Source organism: Sinobacterium norvegicum, from assembly GCF_923077115.1.
Lineage (GTDB): Bacteria > Pseudomonadota > Gammaproteobacteria > Pseudomonadales > Sinobacteriaceae > Sinobacterium > Sinobacterium norvegicum.
On record NZ_CAKLPX010000008.1, the window covers coordinates 24,273 to 49,304 of the forward strand.

The following is a 25,032-nucleotide window of genomic DNA, read 5'->3' on the forward strand; positions in this document are numbered from 1 at the left end:
ACGAAATTTAAGGTAAAAATATGTCAGAGAATACTGCAGTATCAACCGATAAGATCGATGTTTTCAGCACCGAAGAGCAACCCGCCATACTGTTTGTCGGTCACGGCTCGCGGGATGTTGATGCGGTGGAAGAGTTTTATCAACTCGCCGATCACTTCCGTCAACGATTCCCCAATCACTTGGTGGAAACCGGCTTTCTAGAATTTGTAAAACCGATTATTGCCGAGGGTTTAGAAAAATTAATCGACCAAGGTGCCAAGCATATTCAGGCTATTCCCGGTATGTTGATGGCCGGTGGCCACGCAAAAAATGATATTCCCAGTGAGTTGAACGCGCTGCAACAACAATACGGGGTAAAAATCGATTACGGCGTTGAGCTTGGTGTCGATGCCAAGATGCTGCAGGCTTCTGAGTCGAGGATTGTCGATGCAGAAGAACAATTAAAGGCCACCATCGGCGACAGCTATGACCGCAAAGACACGATGTTAGTCGTTGTCGGACGCGGTGCTTCTGATGCCGATGCCAACTCGAATATCTGTAAAATCACCCGCTTTCTCGAAGAGGGTATGGGCTTTGGCTGGGCCACCACCTGCTATAGTGGCGTCACCACACCGTTGGTACCAGACTGTCTAGAGCGAGCGCATGGCCTTGGCTTTAAACAGGTTATTGTGTTTCCGTATTTTCTATTCACCGGTCGTCTGGTGAAGAAAATTTATAGCTGGGTAGACGATTATGCCGACGCCCACCCCGATGTTGCCGTGGTTAAGGCCTCGTACTTGAACGATCACCCTCTGGTTATCGATACCTTTGTCGATAAGTGGCAGCAGATCGAGCAGGGCAACCCTAATATGAACTGTCAGCTGTGTCAGTATCGGGTACAGATTGTCGGCGCCGAGCACAAGGTTGGTGCCGTACAGGAGAGTCATCACCACCATGTGCAGGGCATTGGAACCGATGCTGATCACGGTCATCATCACCACCATTCGCACAGCCATGATCATCACGGACACAGCCATAGCCACGACAGTGAAAAATAATGCCAGCCTTAGCCGTCCTAATAGGGAGTCGATAGCCGATGTTTGACTATGAACTGGATCCGAAGGCGATTGAGCAACAGAGCTTTCGTCAAATTCGACAGCTGGTATCGCTTGAACAATACAATGTTGAGCAGCAACAGGTTGTGATGCGTGTTGTTCATAGTCTCGGCATGCCGGAGTTGGCTGAGCAGGTGCGTTTCAGTGCCGCGGCCTGTCAGCAAGGCTGCCAGGCTTTGGCAGCGGGAAACGCCATTTTATGTGATGTTGAGATGGTAAAGCAGGGCATAACCAAGCGGATGATTACTCAGCCGCCGCTGTGTTTCCTCAACGATTCGACCGTGGCTGCGAGAGCCAAGGCCTTGGGTGAAACACGGTCGATGGCCGCCTTAGAGTTATGGCGACCCCAGTTGAAAGGCAGTGTTGTTGTCATCGGTAATGCACCGACGGCGTTGTTTCGTCTGCTCGAAATGATTGCTAACGGTGCCGATAAGCCGGCGCTAATTATCGGTATGCCTGTCGGCTTCGTCGGTGCGGCTGAGTCCAAGCAAGCGTTGTGGGATTGTCACCGAGAGCTCGGTGTCGACTGTATTACGTTACTGGGGCGTCAAGGCGGCAGTGCGGTTTCGTCGGCCAGCTGTAATGCGCTGTTACGCTGCAATATCGGCGAGTTGTATTGATATGAATATTGATGTGATTGGTTTGGGTGTCAGTGCCGAGGCGGTGCTCGATCGGCGTGCTGCTGAGGCTGTTCAGCGGGGACAAATTATCGTCGGTTCGCCGCGACAATTGGCGACGGTAGAGCGCTATTTATCGGCTGAAAACCAGGTGCAGCGGGTTGAACTGCCAAAGTTGGCCGAGTTAAAACAGGCGATAGTACAGTGGCGGCAACAGGGTGTTAGTCAGTTGGTTGTTTTAGCCTCGGGCGATCCATTGTTTTATGGCATTGGCCGTTGGCTGGGGCAAAACAGCGCAGGCGGTCATGTGTGTTTTCACCCCGGTGTCTCCAGTATTCAGGCAGCCTGTCATCAGCTGGGCTTGTCACTGCAAGATGTCGATGTGATCAGCCTTCATGGTCGACCGCTGATGTTATTGCGCAGACACCTTAAGGCGTTTCAGCATTTATTGATATTGACCGATAAACACTCTCAACCCAGGCAATTGGCCGAGCAGTGCCATTTACTGGGTTTTGGCGATGCCAGTATTACGGTGTGTGAACAACTCGGTTACCCCGAGCAACGACTGCGAGAGTTCAGTGTTGAGCAACTATTGGCCGATAACACCTTGGCGTTCGATCTGCTGCATGTCAGCGTTATCCAGACGCAACAAAATCGTGGTTATTTGCCCGCCTTTCCCGGCATCGAAGATCAGCACTACATTACCGATGCCGACAAGGGCAAGGGGCTGCTGACTAAGCGGCAGGTGAGGCTGTCGATATTATCACTGTTGGCCCCCACCAATGGCGACAGGCTGTGGGATATTGGCGCTGGTTGCGGCGGGGTGGCGATCGAATTGGCGCGCTGGGCACCCAGAGCATCGGTATTGGCGGTTGAGCACCATCCTGTTCGCTTTGAATGTCTACAGCAAAATCAGCAGCGATTTGGTGTCGTCGACAACCTGCAGTTACTCAATCAACGAGCGCCGCAATGTCTTGAGGCACAGACGGAGGCGGCCAATAAGGTGTTTATCGGTGGCAGTGACGGCGAGCTCAATAATTTGCTGTTGATGGTATGGCAGCAGTTGCCGGTCGACGGGGTGATTGTAGTCAGTGCAGTGACGGAAAATACCAAAATTAAAATATTACAATTTATCGAACAGCAGCTACCGAAGATAGATCAAAGCTGTCACTGGCAGAGTGTTCAAGTCGCTGTCAGCCAAGGGGATGTGTTGGCCAGTCAGCTGCTATATCGCCCCAATCTACCTGTTACCTTATTTAAAATGGTAAAAACACAAGGGCAATTATGATGGTGGCTTTAGAGCACAGTGAGCCTTGTTTTATTGGTGTTGGTGTAGGCCCCGGCGACCCTGAGTTGATGACGCTTAAATCTGTTCGTGAGATTCGCAACGCTGATGTTATCTGTTATTTAGTCAATCAGCAGGGGCACTCTCAAGCACGGGCGATTGCCTCGCTGTCGATAGACGCTGTTGGCAAAGACAATCTGGTCGAAATCGCCATCGTAATGCCGATGAGTGAGGACCGAAACCTGGCCAACCAGGCCTATGATGAGGGCGCAGAAAAAATTATTACTCAGCTGGGTCGCCAACAGCGGGTGATTTTTCTCTGCGAGGGCGACCCGTTAATGTTTGGCTCGTTTGCCTATTTGTTAGAGCGGATTGAGGGGCGATACCCCTGTCAGGTGGTGCCGGGCATTTCATCGATTATGGCGGGGGCGGCGGCTTTACCGCTGCCGCTGACCATGCAGCGGGACTCATTGGTGGTCATCAGTGGTCGCCATGATGATGACAAACTTATCGCGGCGCTGCAGCAGCATCAGAGTGTGGTGATTATGAAGGCGGGTCGAGCACGGCCTCGTATATTGGCCGCCCTAAAGCAGACCGGTAGGTTGCAGCACGCCAAGTATCTGGAGTATATCGGCAGGGAAAACCAACATATTGTCGATGATGTGAGTGAACTCGACAACACCGCCGGCCCGTATTTTTCGCTGTTCATCATTACCGCGGCGACATTACACGAGAGGAGTGAACGATGATACGCATTATCGCACTAACCGAGGCGGGGCAAAAACTGGGCAGGCAACTTGAGGCGGAGTTGGCCGACAGCCAATTGCATTTTAAGCCGCAGCCTTTCGCTGAGACCGTCCAACGTTACTTTAGTGACGGTAATCGTTTGATCATGATTTGTGCCACCGGCATTGTGATGCGCACGCTGAGCCCGGTTATCGCCAATAAACACCAGGACCCCGCGGTATTGGTTCTCGATGAAAAAGGTGAGTTTGTCATTCCCTTGCTCAGTGGCCATGAGGGGGGGGCTAATCAGTGGGCGGTTGAGATTGCCGAATACTTATCGGCAACGGCCGTCATAACCACGGCCAAGCCTTATTTACAGCCACAATATGCTGTTGGCATGGGTTGTGAGCGTGGTTGCAGCGAGGCGCATTTGAGACAGCATTTAGAGCAGTGTCTGGCCCGCGCAGATTTGACCATAGAGCAAATCAGCAGCATTAACAGTATCGATATCAAGGCCGATGAACAGGGGTTGATCGCCTTGGCTGCCAGCCTTCAACTGCCTTTTCAGTGCTGGAATAAACAGCAGTTGGCCACGGTAGAGGCGCAACTCACCATGCGTTCGGAGTACGTCTATAACACGGTGGGTGTCTATGGCGTGGCGGAATCCGCCGCCTTGTTTGCCGCGCAACAACTCACCGGCGACAGCGCCGAGATTGTTTTTGCCAAACACAAAACGGATAAGGCAACCTGCGCCATAGCCCGCAGTTTCCCACTGTAAATTTTAAAAAAATAATATAGAGAGAGTGATGAGTAAATTATTTGTAGTCGGCACCGGACCTGGCGATTTAGCGCTGGTTGCGCCAAAAGCGATGCATGCGATCAAGGCCAGCAGTGATTTGGTCGCCTATGGTTTGTATTTGGATTTGCTGGGCGAAATCTGTGACGGTAAAAACCATCATGATTTACCCCTGGGTGAAGAAATCGGCCGTGCCCGTTTGGCCCTCGATTTAGCCGCCAGTGGTAAAACCACGGCGCTGATCTCCAGTGGTGATATTGGTATTTATGCCATGGCAACACTGGTTTTTGAGTTGCTTGATCGCCAATTGAGCGGTGAAGAACAGCACCCAGAGTGGCTGGGCGTTGAGATTGAGGTCGTGCCGGGTATCTCTGCCATGCAGGCAGGCGCCAGCCGAGTAGGCGCGTTGTTGGGGCATGATTTTTGTACCGTATCGCTGTCTGATTTATTAACCCCTTGGGAGACAATTATTAAGCGTGTTGATGCCGCCGGGCAGGGTGACTTTGTTATCTCATTTTATAATCCCGTATCGAAGAAACGTGACTGGCAGTTAAACGCCGCCAGAGATGTGTTGTTGAAATATCGCCCCGCCTCAACGCCGGTCTTAATCGGCCGTCAGTTAACCCGTGAAGATGAACGAATCACCATTACTACGCTGGGGCAGCTCGACGGCAAAGATGTCGATATGTTTACCATGGTTTCAGTCGGTAACAGTGAGTCCCGTCATATTGTTAACGGTCAAAAAGAGTGGGTATACACCCCCCGTGGCTATCAGAAAAAACTGTAATTTAAAGAGTGACGACGATGAAAGTATATTTTTTAGGCGCAGGCCCCGGTGACCCTGAGTTAATTACGGTCAAGGCACAGCGTATATTACAGCAGTGCCCGGCAGTACTCTATGCCGGCTCACTGGTGCCGCGGGAGATTTTGCAGTCGGTTGAGGCGACCGCCAGCAGCATTATCGATACCGCATCCCTGGACCTCGAACAAATCATTGCGCATATTGTTGAGGCCAGGGATAACCATCAAGATGTCGCCCGTGTGCACTCCGGCGACCCGTCTGTCTATGGTGCCATCGGTGAGCAGATTCGTCGTCTTGAGGCCTTGGATATCGATTATGAAATCATCCCCGGCGTCACAGCGACATCGGCATCGGCGGCATGGTTGGGTAAAGAGTTGACACTGTCTGGTGTCTCTCAAACCATAATTATGACGCGTTATGAGGGTAAGACGCCGTTCCCAGAGCGTGAACGCCTGCCTGAACTTGCCCGTTCTGGGGCAACGCTGGCGATTCATTTAGGTGTCACTCGTATTCATAAGGTGGTCGAAGATTTATTGCCACACTATGGCGAGGACTGCCCAGTGGCGGTCTGTTATCGCACCAGCTGGCCCGATCAAGACAAGGTCACGGGCACCTTAAAAGACATTGTTGCCAAGGTTCGCGAAAAGAAATTTACTCGTACCTCATTGATCTTAGTCGGCCATGTGTTAGATGCCGAAAACTTCCAAGACTCTTATCTTTATGACGAAGATAAGGCACACGTCTATCGCCCCAAAGTGAAACCGGCAGCACCGAGAACAGTAAAACGCGACGACAAAAAAATAGCATAACCAGAAATTTAAAAAATATAGGGTGTCCCCATGCAGTTAAATAAAATTCCCGCCACCGTTGTCACCGGTTTCTTAGGCAGCGGTAAAACCACCTTACTGTCCAATATTCTAAAGCAGGCCAAGGGCAAGCGGATTGCCGTTATTGTCAATGAGTTTGGTGAGTTAGATATCGATGCCGACCTGCTGCGTTCTTGCCCTTTGGACTGCGATGATGAGCAGAGCAACGCGGCCATCGATGCGGGCAACGGTATTTATGAATTGGCCAACGGCTGCATATGCTGCACCGTGGAAGAAGAGTTCTTACCGGTGATGAAACAGTTGGTTGCCCGCCGTGATGACATTGACCATATCCTCATCGAAACATCGGGCTTGGCCCTGCCCAAGCCATTGGTGCAGGCGTTTAACTGGCCTGAAATAAAACAACATTGTACGGTTGATGCGGTGATTACCGTGATCGATGGCCCGGCCGTCGCCGCCGGCCGTTTTGCCGACGATGAACAAAAAGTACAGAGCCAACGGCTGGCCAATGAAAACCTGGACCATGATCCCAGCTTGCAAGAACTGTTAGATGATCAACTCAGCGCCGCTGATTTAGTGGTCGTTAGTAAGAATGATTTGTTGCTCGATGAGCAACGTCAGTTGGTTGAGGAAATTGTTCAAAACAAGGTGCCTGCTGCGGTTAAAACCTGTTATACCAGTAATGGCGAAGCCAGTTTAGAGATGCTGATTGGTCTCGATGCCGAGGCTGAACAGCGTATTGAGCAGGTACACACACACCACGATCATCATCATGACCATGGTGCGCACCACGATCATGCCCACGATCATTTTGACTCTTTTGTGGTGAGTCTCGGTGAGGTCGACGGGGATAAATTGCAGGCGGTGTTACAAGACCTGTTAACGCAGCAGACTATTTTCCGCGCCAAGGGCTTTGCCGCACTGCCCAATAAGCCGATGCGACAAGTATTGCAGGCGGTGGGTGAACGTCTTGATGTTCATTTCGATCGTCTATGGGCGGCGAATGAGATGCGTCAAACCAATCTGGTATTTATCGGCAAGCAGTTGGATGAGGCGGTGGTGATCGCAGCATTGCAAACAGCTGAAGCAACAGCGACGGCCTAAATGCATCTGTTAGCCGCTCAGCCCGGTGGGTTTGTCGACGATGAGGGTATTGTCGATCTACAGCAACAACCTGCACCTATCGTGATACTGTCGGCCGCCGACAGCAGCTTGGCGGCACTGGCCCAGGCGGTCGATACTTTACCCCGTGATTTTGCTGAGGTGCGTCTGGCCAATTGGATGCAGCTGCTAAAGCCAGCGGCGATGGATCTTTATCGTGACACGGTGATCGACGCGGCCGAGATTGTGGTGGTATCGCTGTTGGGGGGTGAAAGTTATTGGCAGTACGGCGTCGAGCAGCTACAGCAGTGGCAGCAACAACGGCCTAATCGGCATTTGATTGTCGTCCCCGGTGATGATGCCGTTGATTTGGCGCTACTGGCTATTAGCTCGGTGGACGAGGGTCGCTGGTTAACGACCTGGCAATATCTTCGTCAGGGCGGAGTCAGCAATGCCAAGCAGTGTTTATTGTCACTATTGCCCTTACTGCAGGGCGGCGCTGTTACTGAGGTGTCGCCACCGCTACAGATTCCGAGCAGCTGTATTTATTGGCCGGTTCAATATGCTGACGGGCAGATTGCGCTTGAGCAACTCACTGAAGATGTTTTACTGGCCCAGTGTCAGCAACACTGGCAGCCGATGCAGCCAGTAGCGATCTTACTGTTTTACCGCAGTCACCTGCAGAGCGCCAATACGGCCATGTTCGACCAGTTAATTGCACTGATGATAGAGCAGGGGCTCAACCCCCTGCCCATAGCGATTACCTCTCTGAAGGATCAAGACTCTATCGACAGCGTCAATCGGTTGATCGAGCAGACTGATAGTGCAGTGATTATCAATACCACTGGCTTTGCCAGCAACCGGGTTGGCACACCGTGCTTGAGCAGTGAACCGACGGCGTTCGTCAGCCCGTTTACGGCGAATATAACGGTGTTACAGTGTATTTTATCCAGTAGTACCGAAGACGACTGGCTGCAGTATAAACAGGGCTTGCGCAGCCGTGATGTGGCGATGCAGGTGGTGTTGCCGGAGCTAGACGGTCGCATTATTACCCATGCTATTAGCTTCAAGGCCCTGAGCCATTACAACCAGCGCTGCCAAATAGACGTTATCCGCTACCAGCTACAGCAACAGCGAGCGGTGGCCCTGCTGCAATTAGCGGCCAATATTTGCCGTCTGTCGACAGTGCCTAATCAGCAAAAACGAGTGGCGCTCATCCTGGCCAATTACCCGACCAAAGACGGCCGTATTGGCAATGGCGTCGGCCTCGATACACCGGCCTCAACGGTGAATATATTGCAGGCCTTGGCGTCTGCGGGCTACCCCATCAGCAATATACCGGCTGATGGCAACGATTTGATCACCGAGCTAATGGGCTCCGTCACCAACAACCCTAACACCATCCATCAGCGGGGGTGTTGGCAGAGCATGTCGGTGGCCGATTACCGTCAATATTTTCAACAATTACCGCTGCCGCAACAACAGGCGGTTATCGAGCGCTGGGGTGAACCTGAACAGGACCCGAAATACCGCAACGGCAGAATCATGTTGGCCGGTATTCGATTGGGCGAAACCTTTGTCGGTATTCAGCCGGCGCGGGGCTATAATCTCGATTTGGCTGCCAACTATCACGACCCCGATCTGATTCCACCGCACAGTTATCTAGCGTTTTATTTTTGGCTGCGTTACCAGTATCGGGTGGCCGCGGTTATTCATGTCGGTAAACACGGTAATTTAGAGTGGTTGCCGGGCAAGGGCACAGCCTTGTCTGCGCACTGCTGGCCCGATATTACGCTGGGCCCTATCCCGCATTTTTATCCGTTTATTGTCAATGATCCGGGTGAGGGCGCGCAGGCTAAGCGGCGTGCACACGCGGTGATTATTGACCATTTAATGCCGCCGATGACGCGGGCAGAGAGCTATGGAGAACTGGCTGCGCTGGAGGGGCTGGTCGATGAATATTATCAGACGCTGGGGATGGATGGTCGGCGGGAGCAATGGCTGCGGGAGCAGATTATTATTGAGGTCAAGCGCTGCCATTTAGCCGAAGAGTTAGCCGCTGACGACGATGATGAGATGCTAGATCAACTCGATGCCTATCTCTGCGATATCAAAGAGGCACAAATTCGCCACGGCCTGCATCGGCTGGGTCAGTTGCCGGTTTCTGAAAAATTAGTGGATACCATTGTCGCGTTGTTACGCCTACCACGAGGTGATGATGACCACAGTCGGGGCATACTACACAGTTTGGCAAAAGACTTAGACTTAACAGTGTTGGCCGGTGAGGACTATGACCCGCTGACGGCAGAGGCTCAAGTTTGGACCGCTGAGCGCCCGGCGATATTGCAGCATCTCAGTGATGAATCATGGCGAACAGCGGCGGATACTCGAGAGCGTCTGGAGCTGCTGGCAATGATTGTCGTCAAGGCCTGGGTTATCGAGGAGGGCGATTCGCGAGTCGATTTACAGTCTTTACTGCCAGCCAGTTATGCCCTGTGCCAATACAGTAAGCAGACTTTACTTGCCGCCTTAGAACAGAGTGCAGTCAATGAGACCGAGGCGTTGATCAATGGTCTCGGTGGTGGTTTTGTCGAACCCGGCCCCAGTGGTGCACCGACCCGTGGCCGACTCGATACCCTGCCCACCGGCAGAAATTTCTTTTCGGTCGATAACCGCAGCATCCCATCAAACGCTGCCTGGGCGCTGGGGCAGCTGTCGGCGCAGGCGCTGATTGAGCGGCATCTGCAGGAGCACGGGGATTACCCGACGACGCTGGGCCTGTCTGTCTGGGGCACGGCGACAATGCGAACCGGTGGCGATGATATTGCGCAGGCCTTTGCACTGATGGGTGTTAAACCAATCTGGGCGCCAGGCTCGCAGCGGGTGATTGATATCGAGGTGATACCGGCGATGTTACTCGGCCGGCCGAGAGTGGATGTGACGCTGCGGGTGTCGGGCTTTTTTCGCGATGCCTTTGCCAATGTGATGCGACTGTTTGCCGTTGCTGTCGAGGCGATTGCCAAGATGGATGAGGCCGACGCCAGCAACCCGATCAAGGCCAATATCGAGCGGCGTCGACAGCAGCTTATCGCCGAGGGTGTTGAGGCTGAAGCGGCGCAGACTCAGGCTTGTTACCGCGTCTTTGGTAGCAAGCCGGGGGCTTATGGTGCCGGTTTGCAGGGCTTGATTGATGAGCGTTGTTGGCAGCATAAAAGCGATTTGTCCGAGGCCTATATCAATTGGGGCGGCTATGCCTACGGCAGTGACTATGGCGGCGTTGCTGGCGGCGATGGTGTGGAGGCGCGTTCTGCGTTCGGTCATCAGTTGGCCAATCTCGAGGCGGTGGTGCAAAATCAAGATAATCGTGAGCATGACCTGCTTGATTCCGATGATTATTATCAATTCCAAGGCGGTATGACTAACGCCGTTACGGTGTTGTCTGGCAACACCCCTAAGGTTTATCACAGTGATCACGCCAACCCGTCAGCACCGAAGATAAGAACCTTAAAAGAAGAGTTAAACCGTGTGATTCGTTCGCGGCTACTTAACCCTAAATGGATAGAGGGGATGCGTGAGCATGGCTATAAGGGTGGCTTTGAAATGGCGGCCTCGATTGATTACATGTTTGCCTATGATGCCACCACAGATCTTATAGCTGATTATCAGTACCAACAGGTCAGTGATACATTAATTTTTGATCGACAAAATCAGCAATTTCTAAAAGATAATAACCCCCAAGCCTTGGAGGAAATGACCGAGCGAATGCTCGAGGCCTGTCAGCGTGGGCTTTGGCAGCAACCAGATGATTATCAACAGAAATTACAAGGTTTACTTCTATCGTTAGATGAGGAAAACGAAGGTTAATCAGGTTGTTATTGTCGTTTCAGAAAAATAATAACAGGTAGTGTTGTGGCGAAAACGATTTTTATCGTTAGAGGTATGTTTGGGCGAGTGTTAAAAAAGGCCTCAACAGAGGCCTTTTTTAGTTTACTTTAACCCGAGGTGGTTGGCGGTAATGGTGAAGATATCCGGTTGGGTAATCATCGGTGCGATAACATCCTGACCGACGATATTGGCGAATACAGGCACGTTGACACCGGTGTGCTCTTCGGCGAAGGACTCATTAGTCGCATAATTAACCCCCATAATACTGCCTTCGGGTGTCTTGATTCTGGCAATCAAACCTGGGGTGGCTGCGGGTAAACCGCCATAAGCGGCATTAGAGAACAGGCTGACCTCAGGGATCATCTGTGCGGCTTGGCCGTGGTCGGCGGTGACGATGATCAGTGTATTAGGCGACGTCTCGGCATAAGCCAGGGCGCTGTCGAGTGCGGCATTGAGTTGTTGCACCTCACCAATTGAGCCGCAGGCATTTCGTCCATGTGAGGCCTTGTCTATAGAGGCTGATTCAATCATTAGGAAAAAGCCTTGGTTACTGTCTAAGTGGCTGATAGCAGCGTCAGTCATCTGCTTCATGGTGGGCATCGACGCAAACTTTGGGTTGTCTTCGCATATCATCACCGGTGGCGGGGTGATTTCACCCAGGTATTTGTAGATATGGTTCATCACGCTTTTTTCGGGCGCCTCAGCAATACGACCATTTTCTCCTCGCATGAGAGTGGGCATGGTACTGGGTGAGAATAAGCCTAATAGTTTGCTGTCATTGTTGGCGTTCTCTAGCTCGGCAACAGAGGTGACGATATTGAAGCCATTGTCGACGGCTTGTTGTAGTACTGTTTTGTCACTGGCTTCGGCGGCGATATCGAAATGTTGCATGCCTCCACCGAGGATGACATCGACGTTGGAGGCAGCCAGTTGCTCGGAAATAGAGCCAGAGCGACCGTTAGCCTTGGTATATGACTCACATTCAATGGGGAATCGGCCATGCATCAGGCCGTCAATCATCATGCTGGGGTCTTCGCAAAAGCGCTTATCGATATGGGCAATAAATGAGGCAGGGGTCGCATCGGTGACACTGGCGGTGCTGACGATGCCGGTTTTTAATCCTGCCTGTTGGGCCATTTCAATGATTGTAGTGATACTCTGATCAGTTTTTGCCGTTGTGGCAATGCGGCCACGGCTGGTAATGACACCCGTCGCTAACGAGGTCGCACTGTTGGCAGAATCGGCAACATAGACCGGCTTGTTTGGGTCATCGTTGTCGACGGTGAGAACCTGCGCGGTGCTGCGTACTGGCATTGCGTCGAGAGTGAGCCGACCTTGGGAACCGACGAGATAGTTACGCGCTATGCTGATTTGTTGATCATCCATGCCATCACCGATGATCAGGATGACATTCTGAGGTGTCTCAGCGAGGCTAAAAGTTGATGCCGATAACAAGCCGGCTGCAATAACGGTGGCAATACGTTTGTTCATAAATCTACTCTTATTTTTCTGTCGTTGTATTGTTTGGCGTGTCTATTGAGTGTTATTGATAGTAAGTCAGCTACAGTTGTAACAAAAGAATGATTGCTATAAAAAGTGTTAATGTTAGAAAAAAAAAGGCCGTTTAACGGCCTTTTTTATTGTCTGATGCAACTATTGATTAGGCTTCAGTCATAATGCTGTCGCTGCCAGAGGTAGCCATTGCCGCCAGGTCTTTGTCAATTAAAAATAGCGCTTTGCCGTCTTCACCAACAAGCTCGATTTTATCGACAATGGATTTAAACAGTTTTTCTTCCTCGTGTTGCTCTGAAACATACCACTGAAGAAAGTTGAAGGTAGAATAATCTCTGTTGGTGAATGCTGCGTGGGCGAGATCGTTGATTTTTGAGGTAATCATACACTCGTGTTCATAGGTGGTATTAAACAGCGAACTGAGAGATTTAAATTCATAGGGAGCTTCTGCAATAGCGCCTAGCCGAGGCAGGGCACCGGTTTCGCTAACATAGGTAAACAGACGGCGCATATGCTCCATTTCTTCATCGGCATGACTACGCATAAAGGCTGCAGCGCCCTCATAGCCTTTATCCTCACACCAGGCGCTCATCTGTAGATAAAGATTTGAGGAGTAAAATTCAAGGTTGATTTGCTCGTTTAAGAAGCACACCATTTCTTTTGTTAACATAGAGGTACCAATAACGCTGAAATAAAAAGAGTAGTAGCCGTCGATTGTGGCTGTTTCGGTGTTAATTGCAACCAAAAAACCACTTGCTGTTAATCAACTATTCTCTATCTGCCTTGGGTAGCTGTGCCAGGCATTGCTTCATGTCGAAGTAATCTCGCCATTGCCTAATAATACTGCCATCAACTTCAAAAGTGCCCATGACGGGAAATTCAGCAATATGGTCTTTAAAATGGTAGCGGTCAGTCCTTTCAGTAAGAACGACGCCATCGCTGGACTCTGCGATATTGTGTATCACGTATTCTACCGCTTCGACTTGCTCGTGCAGGGGGCCGAGTATGTCCCAGACACCCTGCTGGCCAGTCACTATGCCCATCGGGATATTATTAAAGACTGACTGATCATTAAAAAAGGCCAGTACATTGTTTTTTTTGTTGTCGTTGATAGCGTTTATAAATGTTTGAACGAGGGCAATATTGCTCATGTTAACTCCTTTTTATTGAATAAGAAGCTTATTAGGAGGGGGCGACAACTGAAAGGCATAATGGGATGAGCAGTGTTTGTTATAGCCTGTTCCGGTGAGGTCACTGGGGAGTGTCAGTGTTTGGCGCTGCTCTTGAACAGCGCCGCAGAATTATTGCGAGGCGGCCTGGGCAAAGGCGCTGAGGGCCTTGTTCACCTTCGCTAATATCTGCTGGCAACCGTCAATATGGTGGCGGCTTTTTAGGTAGTCGGGGCTGTTATAGCCAAGCCATACCTTGCCATTGTCATCCTGCCAGATCAGCATTTTCTGTGGCAGGTCGATCGCTGTTGTCTGGCTACACAACATTAATTGCGAACCGATTTTGGGATTGCCGAAGATAATCAACTGCGTTGGTGGTAACTCGACACCAGCCCCTTGCGCACCCTTGGCGTGGTCGATGCGATTAAATACAGTCATGCCCTTTTTTTCTAATATCGTTACCAACTTATCGGCGGTTTGTTGTACCGACGATTGGCTGGCAACAGAGGTTAGACCCGCCACGTCGTCGGCCGATACAGCCGTAGACAGAGATGACAACAATAGCGTGGCGGCGCATAGGGCGGTTGCGGTAACACGGCAGTACTTAAGCATGGACTATTCCTTTTAGTCGACAGGTTGCTGGCGTTAATTATAGCGTTAATTATCAGTCCTGACTCAGGGCTTTTTACGCATCACGCCCTCCTGGATTACCGAGGCGACCAGGCAGCCTTGTTGATTGTAAATATGGCCTGTTGCCAAGCCTCTTGAGGCGCTTGCTCGAGGGCTGTCCAGGGTGAATAGTAGCCATTCATCCAGCCTGAACTCGGCGTGAAACCAGATCGCATGATCGAGGCTGGCGACCTGCATTCCATCGCTCCAATTCGTTTTCCCGTGGGGACGCAGTGCGGTCAATAGCAGTGGATTGTCTGAACAATAGGTCAGTAGCTGACGGTGGAGGTTTTGATCATCGGGTAGTTCTGCCTGGCTTTTGATCCAGACAGCATGTTGGCGTTCGGCGACGGCTGGGTTGAGTAAGTCGACAGCCTGGGTCTGTCGAAAGTCGATGGGCCAGCCATAGAGGTTGTGCATCGATTCGGGTAAAAAGGCCCGATAGCGCTCGGCTTCACTGACCAGTGATTCGGGCTTGGGGTAGGCATTGATGTCGACAGTGTCTTGATGCTCGAAGCCCGGTTGTGGAATGTGGTAGGAGACTGTTGCGGTAAAAATCATGCGTCCAGCCTGCACTGCATTCACCCGGCGTGTGGCAAAGCTCCGGCCATCTCTGAGCCTTTCGATCTGATATTCGAGTGGTGAGTCGGCTGAGCCCAGATGGAGGAAATGGGCATGTAAAGAGTGGGCGATAAAAGGCCGCTCGATGGTATTGTCTGCCGCTGACAGAGACTGAGCGAGAATCTCCCCGCCATATAACCGGCCCAGACTACCGTTGTTACCTCGACTGGCATAACAATTGTGATTGAGTTTTTGCAGTGTTAGGTGGTCGAGTAAAAGCGTTAGTGCGGGGGTTGCCATGATGTTCACTCTGAATACATTAGAATGTTGACCATAGTAGCAAAGTTAGTCGTTAAAGAAAGCAGGGTTTAACGCTGACAGCACCGCGGTGACCCACGGTGCTGTGCAATAGCTAAGGCAAACAATAAGCGTTAGTTGAGTTCGTAGCAGTCAATGATATCGCGAACCAGACCGCTACGAACAATGTCGTCGCGGGTGAACGCATGGGTGTGGATGTTATTGACGCCTTCTAATCGATTGACGGCATCGGCAAGCCCCGAAGGCCCTCTGAGATCGCTCTGGGCGATATCCCCATTGATCACGACCTTGCAGCCTTCTCCTATTCTACTGAGGAACATTTTCATTTGTGCTGGGGTGGTATTTTGTGCCTCATCTAAAATGACAAAGCTCTTTTCATCAAAGGTTTTGCCTCGCATGTAGGCCAGCGGGGCGGCGACAATACGGCCATGACGAAGGCAATATTCAACTGTGCCAGCGCCAAGTCGTTCGTTGAGGATATCCCTAAAAGCATCAATGTAAACTGAGAATTTATCATCGACATCGCCGGGTAAAAAACCGAGTTCTTCACCGGCTTCCACCGCAGGGCGGGTGATGATAATGCGTTCTATTTTTCCTGATTCGAGGGCGTCGGCGGCTATGGCCCCGGCGCAATAGGATTTACCGGTACCAGCAGGGCCGGTGCCGAAGGTCAGTGTGTTGTTGTAGATGGCATTGATGTATTGCTGTTGTGATTGGTTTTTAGCAGTGAGTTTGCTTTGAACGCGTTGCGGGGTGTAGGCAGTGTTGGTATTGGGGTTGTGGAGTTCAACAATGTTCGTCATTTTGTTGCGTCGTGACGTCTTACGTCTCGGCTCATGAGTACTGGTTGTTTGGTATCTGTTCTCTTTGCGTTTAGAGTGAGCGCGGCGGGCCATATATTTATTCCTCAAGGTAGTTAGAGTTCTACAGGTATAAATTATGTAAACAGTATTTTTTCGACCTCCTTTAGTCATTTTTATTATATTTAAAGTACCCCCGTCTCCGTAGGAATACTCATTGTTGGTATCGATTAATGTGTCAGTTTGTAAAACTTTTGTAAAGTGAAACTTTATTTTATTTCTGGTCGTTTTGGGGTATTTTCATACCCCCAGGCGAGCTGCTATCCTGCCGATAATTGGGCGGTAATTTGCGCCTCAACCTTAGCATATTCCCAGTAGGCCTTGAGTGACGTAATCTGACCTTGGTCATTGGCAGCGTAGACGACAATCATGTCGTTTTCTATACGAAGATCTCCCATTACTTTCACAATGTTGACCAGGTTGGCGCATTCGTCTCCCGCAGGGATAGAAGTATTGATAGTGAGGGTGATGTCGCCGGAGGCGATGAAATTATCCCAGAAGGTGCTGATGGCATCGATGCCTTGTACGCCAAGCCCAGTTGGATCCAGCGGTGAGACACCGACAGGGTCTTGCACGACCGCATCGGGGCTGAACAGGCTTAGCCAACCTTGCTTGTCCTTGGCCATGACATGCATCATCGATTGCTGGCTGGCCGCCTGTGCTTTTAGACAGTTACTCATAGAAACCTCAAGATATTGATATTATTCGCTCAAAAATGAGACGTTGGGTTGTAGTATAAATTGTTACAACGGTGACGGTGTCACCTAAAAATATGATGCCAAGCGCTGTGGCAGCCATGCCTGTGATTGTATAACATAGCAGGCACTGAACCCGATCGAGAACCGAGAGCTTATAGCGATGAACCCCGACAATCTATCGACATCCAAACTTGCCAAGCTACTCGGTGTTGACTCGAAGGTGTTATTTGCATTGATGGCAGAGAAGGACTGGCTGCGGCGCGAAAATGACAGCTGGATATTAACCGGGCAGGGAGAATTCCATGGTGGCTGTTATGTCCAGAGCGAGAGATATGGCCAGTATGTGGTATGGCCCAAGACCATTGTCGATCATCCGATGCTGGCAAAATATCAAGATGAGCAACAGCTGACAGCGACAAAGCTGGGTGCGCCATCGGGACTCAGCGGCAAACGGGTGAATGAAATCCTACATGAACTCGACTGGTTAGAGCGCAGTAGTGATGGCTGGCAGGCGACAGAGTTGGGGCGCATACATGGGGCGCAGCAACGCAGTGGTAAACAGGGCTTGTATGTCGTTTGGCCCGGTGAGTTACGCCATAACAGGCACTTGCTGCGGGCCATGTCGGCGTTGCAGTTTGAGCCCAATGCCGTGCTGAAATCCCGCACTAATCACCTCTGTGCCCTCGATGGTCACCGACTGCCCAGTGCCGACTATGCGGTGATTGACAATTGGTTGTATATGGCTGGCTTACTGCATGCCTTTGAGCGGCCGTTAGCGGTGCAGGAAGACGTCATCAGCGATTTCTATTTACCCGATAAGAATATCTATATTGAGTACTGGGGTGATCAAAGCAGCGCAAAATCCATGTTGTCTAAAATGGAAAAGAAAGAGGTCTACCAAAAATACCGCTTTAAGTTAATCGAACTCGACAAACATGAGCTGGCAGATATCGATACTGTTCTGCCACAGAAACTGCTGCAGTTAGGGGTGACTCTGTGACCACTGCAGACGTTCGTCATCAACCACAACAACAGCGATTTTTTATCGCTGTCGACAGTCATATTGCAGTGCTCGAGTATACGCTCGATGGAGATAATCACTGTGATTTTTGCCGTACCTATGTGCCTTTTTCAATGCGCGGGAAGGGCTATGCCGAATTGCTTGCCACAGCAGCGGTTAGCTGGGCCACAGAGCAGGGCTACGCGTTGACGGCCAGTTGCTGGTATGTGGAGAAATTTCTCGCAGAATCTGCTGGCCAATAAGCAAATCATTACCGTGCTCCCACTTTGTCTAATCCGCGCTTGTATCCCTCGTTTAAAACAGTATGGTTGAGTTATTAAGGTGTTTTGTCCGCGTGCCGTTGTCTTGGCCGTCGCTGTTTTATAGGTTTTACTATGCACTATCTTGTCACCTCTATTCTTCTACTCGCTTCCACGTATAGCTCTGTAGGCGTGAGTCAGCAGTCTCGTGTCGAACAGACACAACAAAGCCCTGAGTTTAGCCAGTGCATTCAGCGTTTATCTGACCGAGCTCGAGCAGAGGGCTTCCGTGAGCCGCTGATTGAGCAAACCCTCGGGCAGGTGCAAGAGATCAAACGGGTGATTGCCCTCGATAAAAAACAGCCTGAATTTACCCAGAGCTTTTCGGCCTACCTTTATGGTCGAGTCAATGAGCAGAGGATTCGGCGAGGCAGAGAACTGTATCAACAATATCAACCACTACTAAAGCAGCTGACAGCTGAATACGGCATTCCGGGACAGTATCTTATTGCCTTCTGGGGACTGGAAACGAATTATGGCGGGTACCTGGGGAAAATGCCCATTATCGACTCACTGGCAACCTTGGCCTGTGATGCCCGTCGCAGCGAATTCTTCAGCCAGGAATTAATGCTGTCACTGCAGCTGATGGATGAGTATGGCTATGATCTTGATAAGATGAAAGGCTCTTGGGCCGGCGCCATGGGGAATACTCAATTTATGCCCTCGACCTATGTAAAATATGCCCGTGATGGTGATGGCAACGGTAAAGTGGATCTGTGGAAAAGCATTCCCGATGCGCTGACCTCGTCGGCCAATTTTCTCAACGGTTTAGGTTGGCAAGAACAGGAGCGCTGGGGGCGAGAGGTGATCCTACCCTCGGGCTTTAACTACCAGTTGGCTGGCCGTCAGCAGACCATGACTGTTGCTGAATGGGGGGCGATGGGCATGGTGATGGCCAACGGTCAAAAATTGCCTGCCATTGAACATATAAATGCCACACTGTTGGTTCCCGCTGGCCATCAGGGACCGGCATTCTTGTTGTACGATAACTTTGAAATCATCATGAAATGGAATCGCTCCGAATTCTACGCGCTGTCAGTGGGACATCTCGCCGACAGAATCGTCGGCGGCTATGATTTAACTCAGCGACCCTCGGCCAAGGCGGTGGTGAAGGTGAGCGAGGTGGAGGGCTTGCAACAGCGCTTAACAGACCTTGGCTTCGATACCAACGGTGTAGATGGCGTCATGGGGCCGGGCACCCGTGCTGCGGTCAGTCGCTTTCAGGCAGAGCAGGGTTTAATTGCCGATGGCTTTCCCTCTGAGGCGGTATTCAGTCGTTTGGCAGAACTCGACGCTGAGCAATAACACGGCGTGATGAGGCGTATCAAACCTTGCCTTGGCCTCATTCGAGTTTCAGCGTTGCGCTCGACTTTTGGATATCGAAATAGTCGCGCCAATGTTTGATGAGTTCGCCCTCAAATTCGAAGATACCCATGACCTCAAACTCCGCCCATTGGCCGTTTACCTTGTAGCGATCAAGGCGCTCAGTCATCACCTGTCCCTGATCATTTTCAGCTATATTGATCAGCTGCCAATCGATGTCTGTCGCCATTGAGTGGATGATAGAGAGTTCTTCCCAGCTCTCTTGCTTGCCGTGGCGTGGCTGCATAGGGATGTTGTGGTAGCGAATATCCTCGGCAAAAAAACACACTATATCCTCCATCTTATTGCTCATTATCGCCTGTACAAATTTTTTTACTCGCTGGCTGTTATTCATGACGTTCCCTGTAAACGCATATTTAATACCGCAATATTAACTATGCGTTTTCATTTGATCAAGCATTGATTGGCTTTACGAATACATAGTGTTAGTTTGGTTACTTAATACAACAATAATAAGAGTAATTCTGGAGGCGGTAAGTGGCCCAGCACATTGAATTTGGCAAACCGGTAAATGAGTCTGAAAAGTGGGCGTTTGATTATTTGGCGGCCGAGTTACCGGAAGACTATGTGGTTCTCACTAATATTGATATCCCTACCCGCAACGGCCAAATTATGGAGGTCGACACCCTGATTATCGGTGAGTGGGGTGTTTATATCATTGATGTTAAAGGGTATGTGGGTACTCTCGAAGTGGGTCATCATGTGTGGCTGTTAGACGGCCGTAGCAGTGAGAATTATCTTTCAAAAGCCTCCTATATTGCCCGAGTGTTGGCGGGACGATTAAAGAAAAAAATGCCCCATGGCAGTCATGCGCCCTGGTGCCAGGGTGGCGTCTTTGTGACCGGCCACGAAGGTCATGATATTGAACTTATAAAGCACCCCGATTATGCGGTTTACAGTATCGATGACGTGATCGAAAAACTGACCACTGCCGAGGGGGTCAACAGTCAATACCAACATCGGATCACCGATAGCCAACGCCGTGCGGTATTGGAGATGATTGGACAGATTGATCTGGTGAAACAGCGCAATCAGCAAGTACAGGACTTCGCCAAGAAAACACGATTGGCAAAACAGCAGGGCTTTGAGGTATGGGTGGCGGATTACCCGCAGGATAATCTTGAGCTGCCGTGGCTGTTAAAAATTGTGGTGCGATCGGAGTTTTCCAATGCCGAGCACCGTAGTCAATTCGAAACCATGCTTAAACAAGAATTTAATACACTGCAACAATTGGCCGGCACCAGCGGCGTGCCTTATTGTGCGCCGTTACTCGACGATGGTGAGCAATTAGTGTTGCCGATACGAATGCCTAGGGGCAAACCCCTGGAGGGGCTGATTCTTGCTGACGCTCAGCATCGTATGGAAGTGGTGCGCAGTGCGGTGAGTGCGTTGCAACAAATACACCAGCGAGGCTGTACGGTAGGGTGCTGGAAGCCATCGGATATTTTCATTACCGAAGACGGTGAGATTGAGTTTCTAAGTGTCCTCAACAATGTCAGTTTCAGTGATGATTTAGCGGGCTTTCGTTACAGTTTTGGAGAGCTGTTAACCGATGTGCGTAAAATAGGGCAATGGTTTGGCGGTGAGAGCGAATCCTTAGATGAGTTGCGCCTTTATCTGGCCGCTGCCATTACCGGTCAGTCTTTGCTGGGTTTGGACGATGAGTTGTTGATCGAAGCGGGGGCGGTTATTGATAATCGCTACCAATTGGTTCGACGCATGATGGCCAGTGAGACAACTGAGGCGTGGTTTGCACAACACTTGTTGGGGCGTTTTAACTGTGGAATGACGATTTATAAAAATGCTGAAGAGAGCTATACCCAGCTTGAACAGCAGTATCGTCGTTTGGTGGGAATTTATCATCCCAATCTTGAGCGGGTGATAGATTTTGACCGCCTTGATGATCAGGGGAGCTTTTTTATTACCCGTGTGTGGATCGATGCCGGTACCTTGGCAGAGCTGGATTACACCCTGAACCAAGCGGCGATTTTAACGTGTTTGAAGTCATTGTTAGGGGCTTTAAGTTACGCTCATACCATGGGCATATATCACGGTGCTATTTGCCCTGACAACATTGTGCTACATGAGCAACCGGTCTTGGTTAATTTTACCCTTGGTGGCGAAGAGTTTGCTAATCACGACAGTCTTAAGCCATATCTGCCCGCGGCGGACTATGAACTGACTGAGTCGGAGAAGGATCTGTATTGCCTCTTGAAATCGATGGTGCCGCTGATTGAGCAGCTTGATTTACCGCTGGCTGCCTCAACCAAGATCGATGCTATTTTAGCCTTGGATTTCAGTACCGAACTCGGCGGTGATTATGTCGACTACTTTGGTTTAACCCATGCGACTGCAGAGATCAAAGCGTTACCTGAGGCTTTCGCTGAACAGTGGTGTTTAACCGATCTGTATCGCCAGGGTCTGGTGCTGGATATGTTAAACACCCCCGGACCGCATCTGCCGTCCGAGCGGTTAACAGCCGCCTTTCGTCAACGTGGAATAGTACCCACCGAGGAGCAATACGAAACGGCAGAGATCGCCTTGTATGAGCTTAAACAGGTGGGGGTACTGGAGGAGTTGGGCAAGAAAATCCGCCTGACCTCAGATTTTTGGCGTGACTGGGAGCAACAGGAACAGTTGCCAAAGACTGCGTGACAAACATCGGGCGAGGGGGGGGGGGAGCCCGTCGCTCTGGTGTGTTACTGCTAGCGTTGTGTTAGTTTTTTTCCGATATAGAAGCCAAAACCAAAGGGTAAAAACAGCAGCACAATGACGAACAAGATAATGTAGACGATGACACTTTTTATCAGTGATTTTATCGGCAGTTAAAAACAGCGTTAATAGAAGACTCTGCCACCTTGTCGACATCGGCCATCAGTAAGACTCGCTCACTGCTGATTAATTGTTTCAGGTTTTCTCGTTCGACAGCCAAGCCATGGCCTAGTGCTTGACGCTCCGATTTCAATGTCTCGCTGAATTTGGCGAGCACGGCATCAACCTCGGTATTGATGTTGTTGCTGATTCTTGCCATGCGCTCAGGGTCATCCTTGGTCAGCGCCATCAGTTGTAGCGAGGTGGCATTCAAATTATTCAATAAACTATTGATTTGCCGGACATCCAGTTGGCTGTCGGCACTGTACATCTCGGCCTTCCAAATCAATGTTTTGGGCATTTGTTGGCTGTAAATCGACATTTTCTCGGACATATCCCCCACCACCTGTGGCAGCGTTCCCTGATTGGCCGCGGCTACTTTGGGGTCGATGCCGTTGAAACTTAGCCAGTCGCCATAGATTGAGCCGCGCTGGTAGTTAAAGTCATCAAGCGGATAGTTGGCCGCCTGCTGGTTGGCAAACTGAATAAGATTGTTGTGCTCAGTTTCAACATTCAGCGTCAGGCTCAGTTGATCGGCGTCATCGACCAGCTGCTGCGAGGTATCGATGACCTGCTGTTGATATCGGCCAAAGTCTTCTGTTGCTGCCTTGCTCTGTGCCAGTGCCAGTTGTTGTCGCACCAATGTCATCAGGTCGGCCAGGGCAATAGTTGGATCACTCTGATAGACCGCATTAATGGCTGCGGCCTCACTGTTCATCTTCCAGTTAATTGTATTCGCCTTCAGCATTGTATCGTCTGTGTCGTAATAGATGTCATTGGCGGAATCTTGCAGGGTATTAAAATAGAGCGGGATAAACTGCCTGGTCAGTAAACGCTTGCTGAGTTCTTGTTGTGACATTGGCTCTGCTGTTTCAAGGTCAATTTTGAACAGTGAGCAGCCGCTGAGAACACTGGCTATGATGATCAGTATCGCTAATTCAAGACAAATTTTTGGCATAAAAACCACACTAAAAGTTAAGTATATTATTCAATATCTACTATATTAGTATTGTTTTACAGATAGTTAAAATTCAATGCAATACAGCGTATTAAGGCTGGTGCTATTTTTTTAGTGAATTTTTAATCGCGTTCAAATGTCCCATGAAAAAGGATGTGATTCGGCAACGGTGTCTTCGTTCTATTAGGAGTATACAGGTGAAAGCAACAAGATTTTTAGCTTGCTTAACCCCATAGCGGCCAATGACCGCGCGGAGAAGAGAAAGAGAAACAGACGCTCGTCGTTACCATGGATGACTGGCACAAAACTATTGAGGGGCTAGAATCGGCCCCTCTGAGACAGCAATATTGGGGAAAAACCATGAGTGAGAAAGATAACGGTAAGATGGTCGCCATCGTCAGCTATATAACGATTATCGGCTGGGTAGTTGCCTTCATCATGAACAGTAATAATAAAACCGAACTGGGCAGCTTTCATATTCGGCAGTCATTTGGTTTAGTAGTCATTCAATTGTTGCTGTCTATCGTGATGTCTTTGCTGCCCAGTTTGGCGACATTAATCGGCATTTTAGGCTTAATTGTTTTTATCTTTCAGGTGATCGGTTTCATCAATGCCATTCAAGAGAGTCGCTCACCAGTCCCGTTGATAGGGGAAAAGCTACAGTCAGTTTTTTCCTCTATCGGCTAAGGCCGGATTTGCTGACATCTAGCCCTCTACCAATATTTGGTAGAGGCCAATGCTGCTGATGATTAATAAGATACTCCCCAGGACTCGATAAAATACTGCCTGTTCACCCTGCAACAGGTGTTGATGGAAGCGTAGGCCAATAATATGTCCTATGCCGGCGGCAGGTAATAGCCAGAGATGATGGACGAGCTGTAGATCTATGCCGAGATAAATAAATGTCGCCATCTTAATCGTGACCAAGACAAACCACAATAAAAAGAGTGTATCTCTGAGTTGATACTTACTGACATGTTTGGCCATTACCGCAATAATAAGCGGTGCGCCTATCAGACTGGTGCCGCTGATATAGCCCCCCAGCATTAAGAAAAAAACATCAATATATTTATTGTTACTGCTGAAAGGTTTATTGAAGATATAACTGAGAGCATAAGCGGTGACGATAGCAAAAATAATACCACTCATGATTTGCGTCGGCAGCGTCACCAAGCCCAATACACCGATAATTTTCGGAATGATAATAATACTGAAGGCATACTTAAAATAGGGCCAATCAATGCCAGAGGGTACGTTGGTGGCGTTTTTTTTGTTTTTAACTCGTGCTGTGATCAGCGTTACAGACGAAAAAAACAATAGGTGGAAAGCGATAAGTGGCAGGAAAACCAGCGGTCGATTATCGATCAGTAATAAAAAGGGTAGAGATAACACTGCGCCGCCAAAGCCTAGGCCAGAACGGACAAAACCGCTCCAGACAAAGACAATGGCAATGAGACCATACTGTATGAGTGATAGATCTGTCATATTAAAAGCGTCGCCACGTCAAATGGAGGCCATTTTGATAGTAAACGCGCGGTAATACAAATTTTTCTATGCTGTCGATCAGGTGGCGATCTTTT

Annotated in this window: 24 protein-coding genes; 14 read left to right on the top strand and 10 right to left on the bottom strand. The window is 50.0% G+C overall.

Going from position 1 to position 25,032, the window contains the following annotated elements:
* Positions 1–20: 20 nt before the first annotated feature.
* From L9P87_RS17515 to cobN, 9 genes are read left to right on the top strand one after another with little or no spacing between them, the layout of a single operon-like run.
* Positions 21–1,037, top strand: a complete 1,017-nt coding sequence (locus L9P87_RS17515) for a sirohydrochlorin chelatase (RefSeq protein WP_237446059.1) — start codon at positions 21–23, stop codon at positions 1,035–1,037.
* Between the two features lie 38 nt (positions 1,038–1,075).
* Entirely contained in the window at positions 1,076–1,714 is a 639-nt protein-coding gene (locus L9P87_RS17520) for a precorrin-8X methylmutase (RefSeq protein WP_237446060.1), read from the top strand.
* Position 1,715: 1 nt separating this feature from the next.
* Entirely contained in the window at positions 1,716–2,999 is a 1,284-nt protein-coding gene (gene cbiE / locus L9P87_RS17525) for a precorrin-6y C5,15-methyltransferase (decarboxylating) subunit CbiE (protein ID WP_237446061.1), read from the top strand.
* A complete protein-coding gene (gene cobI, locus L9P87_RS17530) occupies positions 2,996–3,745 on the top strand; it encodes a precorrin-2 C(20)-methyltransferase (RefSeq protein WP_237446062.1) in 750 nt (249 codons plus the stop codon). The genes cbiE and cobI overlap by 4 nt, the downstream gene beginning before the upstream one ends.
* A complete protein-coding gene (locus tag L9P87_RS17535; RefSeq protein ID WP_237446063.1) occupies positions 3,742–4,500 on the top strand; it encodes a cobalamin biosynthesis protein in 759 nt (252 codons plus the stop codon). Before cobI ends, L9P87_RS17535 begins: the two co-directional genes overlap by 4 nt.
* 28 nt (positions 4,501–4,528) lie before the next feature.
* Positions 4,529–5,305, top strand: a complete 777-nt coding sequence (gene cobJ / locus L9P87_RS17540; RefSeq protein ID WP_237446064.1) for a precorrin-3B C(17)-methyltransferase — start codon at positions 4,529–4,531, stop codon at positions 5,303–5,305.
* 17 nt (positions 5,306–5,322) lie between these two features.
* Positions 5,323–6,129 (top strand): precorrin-4 C(11)-methyltransferase, encoded by an 807-nt coding sequence (gene cobM, locus L9P87_RS17545; protein WP_237446065.1) that lies wholly within the window; start codon positions 5,323–5,325, stop codon positions 6,127–6,129.
* A 30-nt stretch (positions 6,130–6,159) separates the two neighbouring features.
* Positions 6,160–7,251 (top strand): cobalamin biosynthesis protein CobW, encoded by a 1,092-nt coding sequence (gene cobW, locus L9P87_RS17550; protein ID WP_237446066.1) that lies wholly within the window; start codon positions 6,160–6,162, stop codon positions 7,249–7,251.
* Complete coding sequence (gene cobN / locus L9P87_RS17555) at positions 7,252–11,112, top strand: cobaltochelatase subunit CobN (protein WP_237446067.1); 3,861 nt, start codon at positions 7,252–7,254, stop codon at positions 11,110–11,112.
* A 123-nt stretch (positions 11,113–11,235) separates the two neighbouring features.
* On the opposite strand, the gene L9P87_RS17560 is transcribed toward cobN, so the two are convergent.
* From L9P87_RS17560 to L9P87_RS17590, 7 genes are all read right to left on the bottom strand, one after another.
* On the bottom strand, positions 11,236–12,624 hold the full coding sequence (locus tag L9P87_RS17560) for an alkaline phosphatase (RefSeq protein ID WP_237446068.1): 1,389 nt from the start codon (positions 12,622–12,624) through the stop codon (positions 11,236–11,238).
* Positions 12,625–12,793: 169 nt separating this feature from the next.
* Positions 12,794–13,315 (bottom strand): non-heme ferritin, encoded by a 522-nt coding sequence (ftnA, locus tag L9P87_RS17565; protein ID WP_237446069.1) that lies wholly within the window; start codon positions 13,313–13,315, stop codon positions 12,794–12,796.
* 97 nt (positions 13,316–13,412) lie between these two features.
* On the bottom strand, positions 13,413–13,796 hold the full coding sequence (locus tag L9P87_RS17570) for a limonene-1,2-epoxide hydrolase family protein (protein ID WP_237446070.1): 384 nt from the start codon (positions 13,794–13,796) through the stop codon (positions 13,413–13,415).
* Positions 13,797–13,946: 150 nt separating this feature from the next.
* On the bottom strand, positions 13,947–14,426 hold the full coding sequence (locus L9P87_RS17575; protein ID WP_237446071.1) for a DUF302 domain-containing protein: 480 nt from the start codon (positions 14,424–14,426) through the stop codon (positions 13,947–13,949).
* A 63-nt stretch (positions 14,427–14,489) separates the two neighbouring features.
* Complete coding sequence (locus L9P87_RS17580; RefSeq protein WP_237446072.1) at positions 14,490–15,344, bottom strand: acyl-CoA thioesterase; 855 nt, start codon at positions 15,342–15,344, stop codon at positions 14,490–14,492.
* 131 nt (positions 15,345–15,475) lie between these two features.
* Entirely contained in the window at positions 15,476–16,165 is a 690-nt protein-coding gene (locus L9P87_RS17585) for a PhoH family protein (protein ID WP_237446073.1), read from the bottom strand.
* 317 nt (positions 16,166–16,482) lie between these two features.
* Positions 16,483–16,902, bottom strand: coding sequence for a nuclear transport factor 2 family protein (locus L9P87_RS17590; protein ID WP_237446074.1), 420 nt, complete (start codon positions 16,900–16,902; stop codon positions 16,483–16,485).
* A gap of 178 nt (positions 16,903–17,080) precedes the next feature.
* Here L9P87_RS17590 and L9P87_RS17595 point away from each other — a divergent pair, with 178 nt between their 5' ends.
* From L9P87_RS17595 to L9P87_RS17605, 3 genes are all read left to right on the top strand, one after another.
* Positions 17,081–17,920, top strand: a complete 840-nt coding sequence (locus tag L9P87_RS17595; protein ID WP_237446075.1) for a hypothetical protein — start codon at positions 17,081–17,083, stop codon at positions 17,918–17,920.
* Complete coding sequence (locus L9P87_RS17600) at positions 17,917–18,183, top strand: GNAT family N-acetyltransferase (RefSeq protein WP_237446076.1); 267 nt, start codon at positions 17,917–17,919, stop codon at positions 18,181–18,183. Before L9P87_RS17595 ends, L9P87_RS17600 begins: the two co-directional genes overlap by 4 nt.
* A 132-nt stretch (positions 18,184–18,315) precedes the next feature.
* Complete coding sequence (locus L9P87_RS17605; protein WP_237446077.1) at positions 18,316–19,545, top strand: lytic murein transglycosylase; 1,230 nt, start codon at positions 18,316–18,318, stop codon at positions 19,543–19,545.
* Positions 19,546–19,582: 37 nt separating this feature from the next.
* Here the strand turns inward: L9P87_RS17605 and L9P87_RS17610 are convergent, their stop codons facing one another.
* Positions 19,583–19,957, bottom strand: a complete 375-nt coding sequence (locus L9P87_RS17610; RefSeq protein ID WP_237446078.1) for a limonene-1,2-epoxide hydrolase family protein — start codon at positions 19,955–19,957, stop codon at positions 19,583–19,585.
* A 143-nt stretch (positions 19,958–20,100) separates the two neighbouring features.
* On the opposite strand from L9P87_RS17610, the gene L9P87_RS17615 reads away from it, so the two are divergent.
* Positions 20,101–22,278 carry an NERD domain-containing protein kinase family protein gene (locus L9P87_RS17615; RefSeq protein WP_237446079.1) on the top strand — a complete coding sequence of 726 codons (2,178 nt, stop codon included), beginning with the start codon at positions 20,101–20,103 and terminating at the stop codon, positions 22,276–22,278.
* Positions 22,279–22,438: 160 nt separating this feature from the next.
* Here L9P87_RS17615 and L9P87_RS17620 read toward each other — a convergent pair whose 3' ends face one another.
* Complete coding sequence (locus tag L9P87_RS17620) at positions 22,439–23,452, bottom strand: hypothetical protein (protein ID WP_237446080.1); 1,014 nt, start codon at positions 23,450–23,452, stop codon at positions 22,439–22,441.
* Positions 23,453–23,812: 360 nt separating this feature from the next.
* Here L9P87_RS17620 and L9P87_RS17625 point away from each other — a divergent pair, with 360 nt between their 5' ends.
* The gene (locus L9P87_RS17625) at positions 23,813–24,139 is read left to right on the top strand and encodes a hypothetical protein (RefSeq protein WP_237446081.1); all 327 of its coding nucleotides are present in this window, start codon (positions 23,813–23,815) and stop codon (positions 24,137–24,139) included.
* A gap of 18 nt (positions 24,140–24,157) precedes the next feature.
* Here the strand turns inward: L9P87_RS17625 and L9P87_RS17630 are convergent, their stop codons facing one another.
* Positions 24,158–24,937: a TSUP family transporter gene (locus tag L9P87_RS17630; protein ID WP_237446082.1), complete on the bottom strand. Its 780-nt coding sequence runs from the start codon at positions 24,935–24,937 to the stop codon at positions 24,158–24,160.
* Positions 24,938–25,032 lie beyond the last annotated feature (95 nt).